The organism is Streptomyces sp. NPDC048211 (assembly GCF_043202315.1).
In the GTDB taxonomy this organism is placed as follows: domain Bacteria; phylum Actinomycetota; class Actinomycetes; order Streptomycetales; family Streptomycetaceae; genus Streptomyces.
In genome coordinates this window covers 1-14,102 of record NZ_JBIDAD010000036.1, presented here as the reverse complement: position 1 = coordinate 14,102, position 14,102 = coordinate 1, and the positions used below count along the sequence as shown (strand labels likewise).

The 14,102-nt window shown below is 69.1% G+C and carries 5 protein-coding genes and 1 tRNA gene; 5 read left to right on the top strand and 1 reads right to left on the bottom strand.

All coding sequences use genetic code 11. The features are described 5' to 3' along the window. The first annotated feature begins 331 nt into the window (after positions 1-331). Positions 332-404, top strand: a tRNA-Thr gene (locus ACGFZA_RS41925). A gap of 83 nt (positions 405-487) precedes the next feature. Here ACGFZA_RS41925 and ACGFZA_RS41920 read toward each other — a convergent pair. Next, positions 488-3,106 (bottom strand): SpoIIE family protein phosphatase, encoded by a 2,619-nt coding sequence (locus tag ACGFZA_RS41920; RefSeq protein ID WP_385287938.1) that lies wholly within the window; start codon positions 3,104-3,106, stop codon positions 488-490. 414 nt (positions 3,107-3,520) lie between these two features. On the opposite strand from ACGFZA_RS41920, the gene ACGFZA_RS41915 reads away from it, so the two are divergent. The 4 genes from ACGFZA_RS41915 to ACGFZA_RS41900 all read left to right on the top strand — a co-directional run bounded on the left by ACGFZA_RS41915 (position 3,521) and on the right by ACGFZA_RS41900 (position 13,944). Then, on the top strand, positions 3,521-9,004 hold the full coding sequence (locus tag ACGFZA_RS41915; protein ID WP_385287940.1) for a HAMP domain-containing protein: 5,484 nt from the start codon (positions 3,521-3,523) through the stop codon (positions 9,002-9,004). 245 nt (positions 9,005-9,249) lie between these two features. Further along, complete coding sequence (locus ACGFZA_RS41910; RefSeq protein WP_385287943.1) at positions 9,250-9,927, top strand: two-component system response regulator; 678 nt, start codon at positions 9,250-9,252, stop codon at positions 9,925-9,927. Positions 9,928-10,167: 240 nt separating this feature from the next. Beyond that, positions 10,168-12,939 (top strand): DNA translocase FtsK, encoded by a 2,772-nt coding sequence (locus tag ACGFZA_RS41905; protein WP_393686302.1) that lies wholly within the window; start codon positions 10,168-10,170, stop codon positions 12,937-12,939. 204 nt (positions 12,940-13,143) lie between these two features. After that, entirely contained in the window at positions 13,144-13,944 is an 801-nt protein-coding gene (locus ACGFZA_RS41900; RefSeq protein WP_385287946.1) for a helix-turn-helix domain-containing protein, read from the top strand. Positions 13,945-14,102 lie beyond the last annotated feature (158 nt).

The window sequence follows — 14,102 nt, the reverse complement described above, 5'->3', positions numbered from 1 at the left end:
GCAGGGGGGACCCTGTGGGAGAGTAGGACGCCGCCGAACTCCTTTTATGAAAAGCCCCGTGCCCTTGTGGCACGGGGCTTTTCTGCGTTCCCGGGCCGAAGTCTGCGTTCCCGACCCGGAGCCCGTCCTGGACCCGGACCCGCACCCCAACCCGGAGCCCGGACCAGGCAGCCGGCGCACCCGTGGCGGAAGAGGGGAGCGCCTGGAGGGTCCGAGGGGGTGGGCCCGGTGTCGGAACACCCTGGTGGACGGCATGGTGACGGTGCGACAGGCGGTTTTGCACACCCCCTGGTTCGGGGTATGCTTTAGCTCGTTGCCGCAGGGCAGCAAGGCCCCAATAGCTCAGTCGGTAGAGCGTCTCCATGGTAAGGAGAAGGTCTGCGGTTCGATTCCGCATTGGGGCTCGTACAGAAGAAAGGCCCCCGCCTTGAGGCGGGGGCCTTTCTCGTGTCCGGGGGTGTTTCGGACTGCTCGATGCCGACGGGAGTTACAGAGCGGCCTGCGGCTGGGGGACGCGCATCGCGAGGATGGCCATGTCGTCCGAGGCCGGCTCGGCGGCGAAGCGCTCGACCGCCCGCAGAATGCGTGCCGCGACCGCGCCCGCTGTGAGGCCGGTGCAGTTGGCGAGAACGTCCGCCAGGCCGTCGTCACCGAGCATGCGGGCGCCCTCCCGGCGTTCGGTGACGCCATCGGTGACGCACAGCAGGACATCGCCCGGTTCCAGGGTCACCGTCTGCTCGTAGAGCTCCAGGTCCTCGATGACGCCCAGCAGCGGCTGCGGTTCCGCCGCCGCCTCGACCGAGCCGTCCTGGCGCAGGCGCAGCGGCAGCGGATGGCCGGCGCACACCACCTTCAGAAGGGCGCTGCCGTCCTCCTGGGGCCACAACTCCCCGTACAGAAGCGTCAGGAAGCGGCTGCGGGCGCCCTCGTCGAGGATGGCGGCGTTCAGCCGCTCCAGGACGGCGGGGCCGCCGAAGCCCTCGCGGGCGAGCAGACGCAGGGCGTGACGGGCCAGGCCCGTGACGGCCGCGGCCTCCGGACCCGTACCGCAGACGTCCCCGATGGCGAAACCGTAGGCGCCGTCGCGGATCGGGAAGACGTCGTAGAAGTCGCCGCCCACCTCGTTGCCCTCACCGGCTGCCCGGTAGATGACCTCGATCTCGACATTGGGTACATCGGGCAGGCCCGGAGGCAGCAGGCTGCGCTGGAGGGACTGGCTGATGGCCGTGCGCTCCGAGTACAGACGGGCGTTGTCCAGGGCCAGGGCGGCCCGGCGGGAGAGGTCCTCGGCCAGCTCCAGGATCTCCTGGCGGAAGTGGTCGTCCGAGGGCTTGCCGAGCGTGAGCATGCCGATGACCCGGTTGCGGGCGACCAGGGGAAGGACCACGGTCTCCCCGCCCACCGCGGCAGCCGTGGCCAGTGTCGTCCGGATGCCCGCGCCGAGCCCGCCCGGGTCGCCGAGGCCGATGCTGCGCATCGAGGTGCGCAACGCCGCCTGATGGGCGGCCTCGGACGGTGCGGACCAGACACGGGCGCCGGGAGTCGGCACCGGGTCCGGCGGGGCGATCTTGGAGAGCAGGGCCTTCAGGCCGTCGATGCGTTCCTCGTCCTCGTGCAGTACATACGAGAGGTACGGGTCCGAGGACTGGTCGGCGATCGTGTAGACGGCGCACCAGGTGGCCAGAGTGGGCACCGTCATCTGTGCCATGAGGGCGAGTGTCTGGTCCCGGTCGAGCGTGCCGGCCAGCAGGTCGGACGCCTCGACGAGGAAGGAGAGCGAGCCGCGGCGCAGCCGTTCCAGTTCGCCCAGGCGGGCGGACTCGACGGCCAGGGCGATGCGGTCGGCGGCGAACTGGAGGCGCAGGGCCTCCTCGTTGGAGTACCGGCCGGCGGCTTCGGCCGCGACACCCAGGGAGCCCGTGAGCCGGCCCTCGACCTTCAGCGGGACCGTGACCACCGAGCGCATGCCCGTGTCGACGAGCAGCGGGACGGCACCGGGCACCGCGTCCAGGTCCTCGTGCACGGCCGGCATGCGCGCGGAGCCGTAGCGTCCGGTGCCGGCCTCCACGGGGACGCGGGCGAAGCGTTGACGGGCGGAGGGCAGGCCGGTCGTGGCCCGTACTTCCAGTTCGGTCTCGTCGTCCGTCGCCAGCAGCAGGAAGGCGGCGTCGGCGTCGAGCATGTCGCGAGCCCGTTCGACGGTCCGCTGGAGCAGTCCGTCGAGGTCGTCGGGGGCGGGGGAGCCGATGAAGACCTCGAAGGGGTCCGTCGCGCGGTTCTCGGTGTTCGCCTCGGAGACGGGGGTGCGTACGGGCGACTGGAGGACGGCCCGCTCGTAGTCGCGTACCAGCAGGCACACGGTCGAGGGCTCGCCCCGGGTGTCCCGTACGCGCAGATGGGAGCCGTAGACCGGGATCGTGCGGCCGTCGCCGCCCCGGATGCCGTAGCTGCCCTCCCAGCGCGAGAGGCGCAGCGCGTCGGCGATGCCGGTGTTGGTGCCCGGCGTCTGCGGCCAGGCGGTGAAGTCCGTGAACTGCTTGCCGGTGACCTGCTCCGCCGTGTGTCCGAAGAGGTACGAGGCGTCGTCGTTCCACGCCGCGATCGAGCCCGAACTGTCGGTCTGGACGACGGCGACCCGGACCCGTTCGTCGGTGATGGGCAGCAGACCGACGGGGAGCAGCGGGCCCGCGGAGCGGATGCCCACCGGCCGGTCGGGCAGATCGAGCTGGAACCAGACATGTTTGTGCGTGGGGGAGTACTCGACTCCCCAGCGGGAAGCGAGTGCCGCGCACAGAAGGAGGCCGCGGCCGCCCTCCCGGTCGGGGCTGCCGAAGTCCAGGCCCGTGGGCTGGAGCGGGATTTCTCGTTCCGGATAGTGGTCGGAGACCTCGACCCGGACACCTTCCTCCGTGCGCAGGCACAGGACGTCCGCCGCCGTGCCCGCGTGGACCACCGCGTTGGTGACGAGCTCGCTGGTGAGGACGACGGCGTCGTCGACGACGTCGGTGTACCCCCACCCCTGGAGCGTGTCCCGGACAAAGGCGCGGGCCGTCGCGACGGAGCGCCCGACCGGGTCGAAAGTGGCAGCCGCGCGCGCCGTGATCACAGCACTCCCCATATGGTGTCTCGTCGCTTCCCCGAGTCCTGTGCCCGTTTCTCGCCGCTTCGATTCGCCTTGCCAGGCTAGACGCTTCGTGCAGGTACCGGATACACGAGGGCCGGGTTCGGGCAAGGGCGGGCAGGAACAGGCCTGTGATCGGACAAGTGTGGGCTTCCCCATGGAGGGATGTGGGACAACCATGGGAGGTTCCACCCCGACCGGTTCCGGCCTGGTACGTTTCAACGATTTGACGTCCGCATGGTCACCCGTCGACGGTGGGCTGTGGCGGTGAGCTTTAGAGGATCTGGGCAAGCTCTCGGACAAGGCCCGAGCGATTCGGTCAACCCCTGCGGGAGGGACACGGTGGAGTCTGACGTGGCGGCGCGGGGAACAGGCACGCGCAGTAAAGGCGGTCAGTCCGTGAAGAAGCAGCGCAATGGAACCGTCGAAGTCGACGCCGCGGCACTCAACAGACTGCTGTCGGGTCTGGTGGCGATGCGGGACGGGAACTTCCGCCGGCGGGTGACGGTCTCCGGCGACGGTGTCATGGCCGAGCTCGCTGCGGTCTTCAACGAAGTCGCCGACCGCAACGTACATCTCACCGGTGAGCTCGCGCGCGTGCGGCGCGTGGTCGGCCGGGAGGGCAAGCTCACCGAGCGGCTGGAGACGGGGGCCTGCGAGGGTTCTTGGGCCGCCGCGATCGACGCGTCCAACGAACTGGTCGACGATCTCGCACGCCCGGTCTCGGAGGTCGGGCGCGTGCTGTCGGCGGTCGCCGACGGTGATCTCGAACAGCGGATGGAGCTGCGTTCGCACACGGCGGACGAGACGGTACGGCCGCTGCGCGGCGAGTTCCTGAAGGTGGCCCGGACGGTCAACAACCTCGTCGACCAGCTGTCGGCGTTCACCGAACAGGTGACGCGGGTCGCGGTCGAGGTGGGGACCGAGGGCAAGCTCGGCGGCCAGGCCCAGGTGCGGGGGATGTCCGGGTCCTGGAAGGACCTCACGGACTCCGTGAACACCATGGCGTACCGGCTGACCGCGCAGGTGCGCGACATCGCCCTCGTGACGACGGCGGTCGCCAAGGGAGACCTGTCGCGCAAGGTCACCGTCCATGTGGCCGGCGAGATGGCTCAGCTGAAGAACACCGTCAACACGATGGTCGACCAGCTGTCCTCCTTCTCCTCCGAGGTGACCCGCGTCGCCCGTGAGGTGGGCACCGAGGGCGAGCTGGGCGGGCAGGCGACGGTGCCGGGCGTGGCCGGTGTGTGGAAGGACCTCACCGACTCCGTCAACACAATGGCGGGCAACCTGACCTCCCAGGTGCGCGGCATCGCGGAGGTGACGACGGCGGTCGCCAACGGCGACCTGTCGCAGAAGGTCCGGGTGAGCGCGCGCGGCGAGGTCGCCCAGCTCGCCGAGACGATCAACCAGATGACCGAGACCCTGCGCACCTTCGCGGACGAGGTCACCCGTGTGGCCAGCGAGGTCGGCGGCGAGGGCCTGCTCGGCGGCCAGGCGCAGGTGCCCGGCGCCGCGGGCACCTGGAAGGACCTCACCGACTCGGTGAACACCGTCTTCCGGAATCTGACGACCCAGGTGCGTGACATCGCCCAGGTGACCACGGCGGTGGCCAGTGGTGACATGTCGCAGAAGGTCACCGTCGACGTGGCCGGCGAGATGCTGGAGCTGAAGAACACCGTCAACACGATGGTCGACCAGCTTCAGTCGTTCGGTTCGGAAGTGACCCGGGTGGCCCGGGAGGTCGGCGTCGAGGGGCGGCTGGGCGGCCAGGCCGCGGTGCCGGGCGCCGCGGGTACCTGGAAGGACCTCACCGACTCCGTCAACACGGCGTTCCGGAACCTGACGGGTCAGGTCCGTGACATCGCCCAGGTGACGACCGCGGTGGCCAACGGCGACCTGTCGCAGAAGGTCACCGTGGACGTGGCCGGCGAGATGCTGGAGCTGAAGAACACCGTCAACACGATGGTGGCGCAGCTGTCCTCGTTCGCCGACCAGGTGACGCGCATGGCGCGGGACGTGGGCACGGAGGGCCGCCTCGGCGGGCAGGCGCGGGTCGACGGTGTCTCCGGTACGTGGAAGGAGCTCACCGACTCAGTCAACTTCATGGCGGGGAACCTGACCTCCCAGGTGCGCCAGATCGCCCAGGTGACCACGGCGGTGGCACGGGGCGACCTGTCGCAGAAGATCGACGTGGACGCGCGCGGCGAGATCCTGGAGCTCAAGAACACCATCAACACGATGGTCGACCAGCTGTCCGCCTTCGCGGAGCAGGTGACCCGGGTGGCCCGCGAGGTGGGCACGGACGGGCGTCTGGGCGGCCAGGCGCAGGTGCCGGGCGTGGCCGGGGTATGGCGCGATCTGACCGACTCGGTGAACGGCATGGCCGGGAACCTCACCGCTCAGGTCCGTAACATCGCGCAGGTCGCCACGGCGGTGGCACGGGGTGACCTGTCGCAGAAGATCGACGTGGACGCGCGCGGCGAGATCCTGGAGCTGAAGAACACCCTCAACACGATGGTCGACCAGCTGTCGAACTTCGCCGAGCAGGTGACCAGGGTCGCGCGTGAGGTGGGTACCGAAGGCATTCTCGGCGGTCAGGCCGAGGTGCAGGGCGTGTCCGGTACGTGGAAGGACCTCACCCAGTCCGTCAACGGCATGGCGAACAACCTGACGCTTCAGGTCCGCAACATCGCCGAGGTCACCACCGCGGTCGCCAACGGGGATCTCTCCAAGAAGATCACGGTCGATGCCAAGGGCGAGATCCTCGAACTGGTGACGACGGTCAACACGATGGTCGACCAGCTGATGAACTTCGGTGACGAAGTGACGCGGGTGGCCCGTGAGGTGGGCACCGAGGGCATCCTCGGCGGTCAGGCCCGGGTGCGCGGTGCCACGGGGATCTGGAAGGACCTCAGCGAGAACGTCAACCTGATGGCCAACAACCTGACCAGCCAGGTGCGGAACATCTCCCGCGTCTCGTCCGCGGTGGCCAACGGCGACCTGACGAAGAAGGTCACCGTCGAGGCGCGCGGCGAGGTCGCCGAGCTGGCCGACACCGTCAACACGATGGTGACGACCCTGTCGTCGTTCGCCGACGAGGTGACGCGAGTCGCCCGCGAGGTGGGCACGGAGGGCGAACTGGGCGGCCAGGCCCGCGTTCCCGGCGTCTCCGGCACCTGGAAGGACCTCACCGAGTCAGTGAACTCGATGGCGTCCAACCTGACCGGTCAGGTGCGCCAGATCGCGACCGTCACCACGGCCATCGCCGAGGGCGACCTCACCAAGAAGATCGACATCGATGCCCGCGGTGAGATCCAGGAACTGAAGAACACCATCAACACGATGGTCGACCGGCTGTCCTCGTTCGCCGAGCAGGTGACCCGGGTCGCCCGCGAGGTGGGCACCGAGGGCCAGCTGGGCGGCCAGGCGCGGGTGCGGGACGTCGACGGAACCTGGCGCGACCTCACCGAGTCGGTGAACGAGATGGCCGGGAACCTGACCCGTCAGGTGCGCGCCATCGCGGCCGTCGCGACCGCGGTGACCCGCGGCGATCTCAATCTCAAGATCGACGTGGACGCCGCCGGAGAGATCCAGTCGCTCCAGGACAACATCAACACGATGATCGCCAACCTGCGCGACACCACCGCCACCAACAAGGAGCAGGACTGGCTCAAGGGCAACCTGGCCCGGATCTCCGGTCTGATGCAGGGGCGGCGAGACCTGGACGACGTCGCCTCGCTCATCATGAGCGAGCTGACCCCGGTCGTCTCGGCGCAGCACGGCGCCTTCTTCCTTGCCATGGCGACGGGAGACGCCGACGCGCTGGGCGCGGACGGCGAGAGGGAGGGCGCGTACGAACTCCGGATGCGGGGCAGTTACGGCTACTCCGCCGGCTCCATGCCCACGTCCTTCCGGCCCGGGGAGACACTCATCGGTACGGCCGCCGAGGAGAAGCGGACGATCCAGGTGGACAACGTGCCGCCGGGGTACCTGAAGATCTCCTCCGGTCTCGGCGAGGCGCCGCCCGCGCATGTGATCGTGCTGCCGGTGCTCTTCGAGGGGAAGGTCCTCGGCGTGATCGAGCTGGCCTCCTTCCAGCCCTTCACCCATATCCAGCGCGACTTCCTCAACCAGCTGGCCGAGATGATCGCGACCAGCGTCAACACGATCAGCGTCAACACCACGACCGAGAAGCTGCTGGAGCAGTCGCAGGAGCTCACGGAGCAATTGCGCGACCGGTCGCAGGAGTTGGAGAACCGGCAGAAGGCCCTCCAGGCGTCCAATGCCGAACTGGAGGAGAAGGCCGAGCTGCTGGCCCAGCAGAACCGCGACATCGAGGTCAAGAACACCGAGATCGAGGAGGCGCGGCAGGTCCTGGAGGAGCGCGCCGAGCAGCTCGCCGTCTCCATGCGTTACAAGTCGGAGTTCCTGGCGAACATGTCGCACGAGTTGCGGACACCACTCAACTCGCTGCTCATTCTGGCCAAACTTCTGGCGGACAACGCCGAGGGCAATCTGTCGCCGAAGCAGGTGGAATTCGCCGAGACCATCCACGGGGCCGGTTCCGACCTGCTCCAGCTGATCAACGACATCCTCGATCTGTCGAAGGTCGAGGCGGGCAAGATGGACGTCAGTCCGACCCGGATCGCCCTGGTTCAGCTGGTCGACTACGTGGAGGCGACGTTCCGGCCGCTGACCGCGGAAAAGGGGCTGGATTTCTCCGTACGGGTGTCGCCGGAACTCCCGGCCACACTCCACACCGACGAGCAGCGGCTGCTTCAGGTGCTGCGCAATCTGCTCTCCAACGCGGTGAAGTTCACCGACAGCGGCGCCGTCGAGCTGGTGATCCGGCATGCCGGCGCGGAGGTGCCGAACGCCATTCGTGAGCAGCTGCTGGAAGCCGGATCACTGCGGGACGCGGACGCCGACCTGATCGCCTTCTCGGTGACCGACACCGGTATCGGGATCGCGTCCAGCAAGATGCTGGTGATCTTCGAGGCGTTCAAGCAGGCGGACGGGACGACCAGTCGCAAGTACGGCGGTACCGGCCTCGGTCTGTCCATCAGCCGGGAGATCGCAAGGCTGCTGGGGGGCGAGATCCATGCGGCGAGCGAGCCCGGCCGCGGCTCGACGTTCACGCTGTACCTGCCGCTGCACCCGAGCGAACTCCCGCCGCAGGGCTACCCGCAGATCGGCCCCGGACCCATCGAGGTGCACGGTGCAGCGGTGGAGAGCGGCCGGATCCCCGAGGCGGGCCAGGGGATGGGACAAGGCTCAGGACCGGGCTTCCAGACCTTCGGTGAGGCCTCCGGGAGGCCGGGCAGCGCGCACGACCAGGGTGGCGCGGCCGGGCTGCTGAGGCGTCGGCGCAAGGCGCTCGGCGGTGCGCAGCAGCAGCCCGCGCTGCCGCCTCGGGCCGCGTCCTCGGCGGACCGGCAGAACGCGCAGGAGCCGTGGGCGCTCGGCGGCCAGGAGGAGCCGGTGGTCCGCAGGACGTTCCGGTTCGGTGGCGAGAAGGTGCTGATCGTCGACGACGACATCCGTAACGTCTTCGCGCTCACCAGCGTGCTGGAGCAGCACGGGCTGTCGGTTCTGTACGCGGAGAACGGGCGTGAGGGGATCGAAGTCCTGGAGCAGCACGACGACGTGACGGTCGTACTGATGGACATCATGATGCCGGAGATGGACGGTTATGCGACCACCTCGGCCATCCGCAGGATGCCGCAGTTCGCCGGCCTGCCGATCATCGCGCTGACCGCGAAGGCGATGAAGGGCGACCGCGAGAAGGCGATCGAGTCGGGAGCATCCGACTACGTCACCAAGCCGGTCGACCCTGATCATCTTCTTTCCGTTATGGAGCAGTGGATGCGCGGAGAGTGATCGGAAATTGAGCGAATCAATCGTGTTTTGTTGACTGGTCCTGTCGGGAGGAGTGTGGGAGCGCGGTTTTCGGGGAACCTTCTGGTCTCCCACCGCGTTTTCCCTGTGTGCACAGTGACATCGCGGTGACAGGGTGTGGTGACGGGCGGGGTGCGGCTACCATGACCGGCACAAGGACGGACGGCGTAAGGGAGCCGTCCCCTGGGGCGGCGCCCGGTGCAATTCCGGGGCGAGGAGGACGGGCCATGGTGCAGAAGGCCAAGATCCTCCTGGTCGATGACCGGCCGGAGAATCTGCTGGCGCTGGAGGCCATCCTCTCTGCGCTCGATCAGACACTGGTGCGGGCATCGTCAGGGGAGGAGGCGCTCAAAGCGCTGCTCACGGACGACTTCGCGGTCATTCTGCTGGACGTCCAGATGCCGGGCATGGACGGTTTCGAAACCGCGGCGCACATCAAGCGCCGGGAACGGACCCGGGACATCCCGATCATTTTTCTCACCGCGATCAACCACGGTCCGCACCACACCTTCCGGGGTTATGCGGCCGGCGCGGTGGACTACATCTCGAAGCCGTTCGACCCCTGGGTGCTGCGGGCCAAGGTCTCGGTCTTCGTCGAGCTGTACATGAAGAACTGCCAGTTGCGTGAGCAGGCGGCGCTGCTGCGGCTCCAGCTGGAGGGCAACGGTCACGGGCGGGCGAACCACGAGAAGGAGCCCGCGGGACTGCTGGCCGAACTCTCCGCACGGCTCGCGGCTGTCGAGGAGCAGGCCGAGGCCCTCTCCAAGCAGCTCGACGACGAGTCGGCGGATGCCGGAGCCGTGGCCACCGCGGCTCACCTCGAACGGAAGCTGACCGGGCTGCGCCGGGCGCTGGACGCCCTGGAGCCCGGCACCAGTGGCGGACCCGCACCCCTTCCTTCGTAAGGCGGCTGCGGACCGTACCGCCCTCCCCGCCAGGCCCTTTCGGGCCGGCGGGGCGTCAACTGACCTGAGGGCGCGGGCGTTCGGCGGTGGCGTCCCGGTGCGGACGTCCCCGGCCGGAGGGCGTTCCGCGCCCGGGGCCCGGTGAGTGCGCGTCAGTTTGCGGCCGCCGTACGGCGACACGGTCGGGTGAACCGGCACGCGCACGTGTTCACTGCCGCGGACACCGGTAACCTCGGCTCCATGGCCTCACGTACGTCCGGCAAGGGTTCCCAGGGCACGGCGGGCACCGCGAAGCGCGTCGGTGGCGGGTCGGGCCCGGCGAAGAAAGCCGCGCCCGCGAAGAAGGCCGCTGCCAGGAAGACCGCGCCCGCGAAGAAGGCCCCCGCCAAGAAGGCGGTGGCCAAGAAGGCTGCCGCGCCCAAACCGGCGCCGTCGCCCACCGGCGGTGTGTACCGCCTGGTGCGCGCAGTCTGGCTCGGTGCGGCCCACGCCGTCGGTGCGCTGTTCCGCGGCATAGGGCGCGGCGCCAAGGGGCTCGATCCCGCTCACCGCAAGGACGGCGTCGCGCTGCTGCTGCTGGGCCTCGCGCTGGTCGTCGCCGCGGGCACCTGGTCGAATCTGCGCGGTCCGGTCGGCGACCTCGTCGAGATGCTCGTCACCGGGGCCTTCGGACGGCTCGACCTCCTGGTGCCGATACTGCTGGGCGCCGTCGCCGTCCGGCTGATCCTGTATCCGGAGAAGCCCGAAGCCAACGGCCGGATCGTCATCGGGCTCTCCGCGCTGGTCATCGGGGTGCTCGGACAGGTCCACATCGCGTGCGGATCGCCGGGGCGCGAGGACGGCACCGAGGCCATGCAGGACGCGGGCGGCCTCATCGGCTGGGCCGCCTCCAAGCCGCTGATCTTCACCATGGGCGAGGTGCTCGCCGTACCGCTGCTCCTGCTCCTGACCGTCTTCGGGCTGCTGGTCGTGACGGCGACGCCGGTGAACGCCATTCCGCAGCGGCTGCGGCTGCTCGGTTCCAAACTGGGAATCATCGACCCGGTGTACGACCCCGAGGCGCTGGACGAGGACGACGAGCAGTACGACGAGGAGTGGCGCGAGGCGCCGCCCGGCCGTTCCCGCCGCTCCTCCGTCCGCCGATCCGAGGCGCCCGAGGAGTACGACCCCGACCGGGCGGAGACCGACGCGCTCTCCAAGCGCCGCAGGCCGCGCAGGCCCTCCGTGCAGCCGGCGATGAACCGCACCATGGACGCGGTGGACGTCGCCGCCGCCGCAGCCGCCGCACTCGACGGGGCGGTGCTCAACGGAATGCCGCCCTCGCCGGTCGTCGCCGACCTCACCCAGGGAGTCTCGGTGGACCGTGAGCGTGCCGGCACCCCGGTGCCCGGTGCCCGGGAGGCGGAGCCGGGCCGCAGGCCGGGGGAGAGGGCGGGCTCGCCTGCCGGGGGCGTACCCGACCTGACCAAGCCGGTCCCCGACCGCTCGCAGTCGCAGCCGCTGCCGCCCCGAGCCGAGCAGCTCCAGCTCTCCGGCGATATCACCTACTCGCTGCCCTCGCTCGACCTGCTGGAGCGGGGCGGCCCGGGCAAGACCCGTAGCGCCGCCAACGACGCCATCGTGGCGTCGCTGACCAACGTCTTCACCGAATTCAAGGTCGACGCCGCCGTCACCGGCTTCACCCGCGGTCCCACGGTGACGCGGTACGAGGTGGAGCTCGGGCCCGCAGTGAAGGTCGAGCGGATCACCGCGCTCGCCAAGAACATCGCGTACGCCGTCGCCAGCCCCGACGTCCGGATCATCTCGCCCATCCCGGGCAAGTCCGCGGTCGGCATCGAGATCCCCAACTCCGACCGGGAGATGGTCAACCTCGGCGACGTGCTGCGCCTCGCGGACGCGGCGGAGGACGACCACCCGATGCTGGTCGCTCTCGGCAAGAACGTCGAGGGCGGCTACGAGATGGCCAACCTCGCGAAGATGCCGCACGTCCTGGTGGCCGGTGCCACCGGTTCCGGCAAGTCCTCCTGCATCAACTGCCTCATCACCTCGGTGATGGTGCGGGCGACACCGGAGGACGTCCGGATGGTGCTGGTCGACCCCAAGCGCGTCGAGCTGACCGCGTACGAAGGCATTCCGCACCTGATCACGCCGATCATCACCAACCCCAAGAAGGCCGCCGAGGCCCTCCAGTGGGTCGTACGCGAGATGGACCTGCGGTACGACGACCTCGCCGCGTTCGGCTACCGGCACATCGACGACTTCAACCACGCCGTGCGCACCGGCAAGCTCAAGACTCCGGAGGGCAGCGAGCGGGAGCTGTCGCCGTACCCGTACCTGCTGGTGATCGTCGACGAGCTGGCCGACCTCATGATGGTGGCCCCCCGGGACGTCGAGGACTCGATCGTCCGCATCACCCAGCTGGCCCGCGCCGCCGGTATCCATCTGGTGCTCGCCACCCAGCGCCCCTCGGTGGACGTCGTCACCGGTCTGATCAAGGCGAACGTGCCCTCCCGGCTCGCCTTCGCCACCTCGTCGCTGGCCGACAGCCGCGTCATCCTCGACCAGCCCGGCGCCGAGAAGCTCATCGGAAAGGGTGACGGACTGTTCCTGCCGATGGGGGCGAACAAGCCGACCCGTATGCAGGGCGCCTTCGTCACCGAGGACGAGGTCGCGGCGGTCGTCCAGCACTGCAAGGATCAGATGGCTCCGGTCTTCCGCGACGACGTCGTGGTCGGTACGAAGCAGAAGAAGGAGATCGACGAGGACATCGGCGACGACCTGGACCTGCTCTGCCAGGCCGCCGAGCTGGTCGTCTCCACCCAGTTCGGGTCCACCTCGATGCTCCAGCGCAAGCTGCGCGTGGGGTTCGCGAAGGCCGGCCGGCTGATGGACCTGATGGAGTCGCGGAACATCGTCGGCCCCAGCGAGGGTTCCAAGGCACGCGATGTCATGGTGAAACCGGACGAGATCGACGGGGTGTTGGCTCTGATCCGTGGGGAAACCGGTTCGTGAGGGTTTTGCGGGCAACCGTTTCGCCGGCCCGTACGTCAAGTTGAAGGGAGGGACAGCAGGATGTTCCTCCCCGGGGCGGTCCGGCACATCGGACTCTGTTCGAATCTGATGGCGTACAAAGTCGTCCCTCCCGGTTGCCCCACCCTTTCGTACCCCCCCTAGACTGAACACCCAGCAGGTGGCTCACGCTCGAAAGGCGCCCCCGTGTCCATCGGCAACTCCCCCGAAGACGACCGGCCTTCGATCGGTCGAGTGCTCCAGCAGGCTCGTATCGCCGCAGGTCTCACGGTCGAAGAGGTCAGCACGTCCACCCGGGTGCGCATCCCCATCGTGCACGCGATCGAGGAGGACGACTTCTCCCGCTGCGGCGGCGACGTGTACGCCCGCGGCCATATCCGCACACTCGCACGTGCCGTAGGCACCGATCCGGAACCGCTGGTTTCGCAGTACGACGCCGAGCACGGCGGCCGTCCCGCGCCCACGCCGGCGGCTCCCTTGTTCGAAGCCGAGCGGATCCGTTCCGAACCCCGGCGGCCCAACTGGACCGCCGCCATGGTCGCGGCCATCGTGGCCGTGGTCGGATTCGTCGGCTTCACCTTCTTCAAGGGCGGTGACGAGCCTTCGACCGCCGGCCGGGTCGCCGAGGGCCCGACCTCCGACAAGATCACCCCCAAACCGGCGTCCAGCAAGCCCGTCGACCCCAAACCGGCCCCCTCGGACAGTGCCATCGCGGCAGCGCCCCAGGACAAGGTGACGGTCAAGCTCAGCGCGAGCCAGGGCAAGAGCTGGATCTCCGCAAAGGACCACAACGGCCGGTCCCTCTTCGACGGCACCCTCCAGCAGGGCGAGACGAAGACCTTCCAGGACAAGGAGCGGGTCGACCTCGTCCTCGGAGACGCCGGTTCGATCGAGCTCTTCGTCAACGGCAAGAAGGTCGAGGACCAGTTCCAGCCCGGACAGGTGGAGCGGCTCTCGTACACCAAGGGTGACCCCGAGGTCGGCTGACCGCGGGACCCGACCGTTCACAGGGCGGCGGGGGGGGCGCGGGGGGGGGGGGGGGCCCCCCCCGGTTTAATTAGACCCAAACCAGAAACACCCAACCCCCCCCGGCCCCCCCCCGCCACACAAATATATGACACACCACCCCCACCCCCACGCCCCCC

What these genes read in the sequence shown, in the direction of transcription:
- ACGFZA_RS41905 (WP_393686302.1), top strand. Translation starts at nt 10,168, where the DNA reads ATGGCCTCACGTACGTCCGGCAAGGGTTCCCAGGGCACGGCGGGCACC.
- ACGFZA_RS41910 (WP_385287943.1), top strand. Translation starts at nt 9,250, where the DNA reads ATGGTGCAGAAGGCCAAGATCCTCCTGGTCGATGACCGGCCGGAGAAT.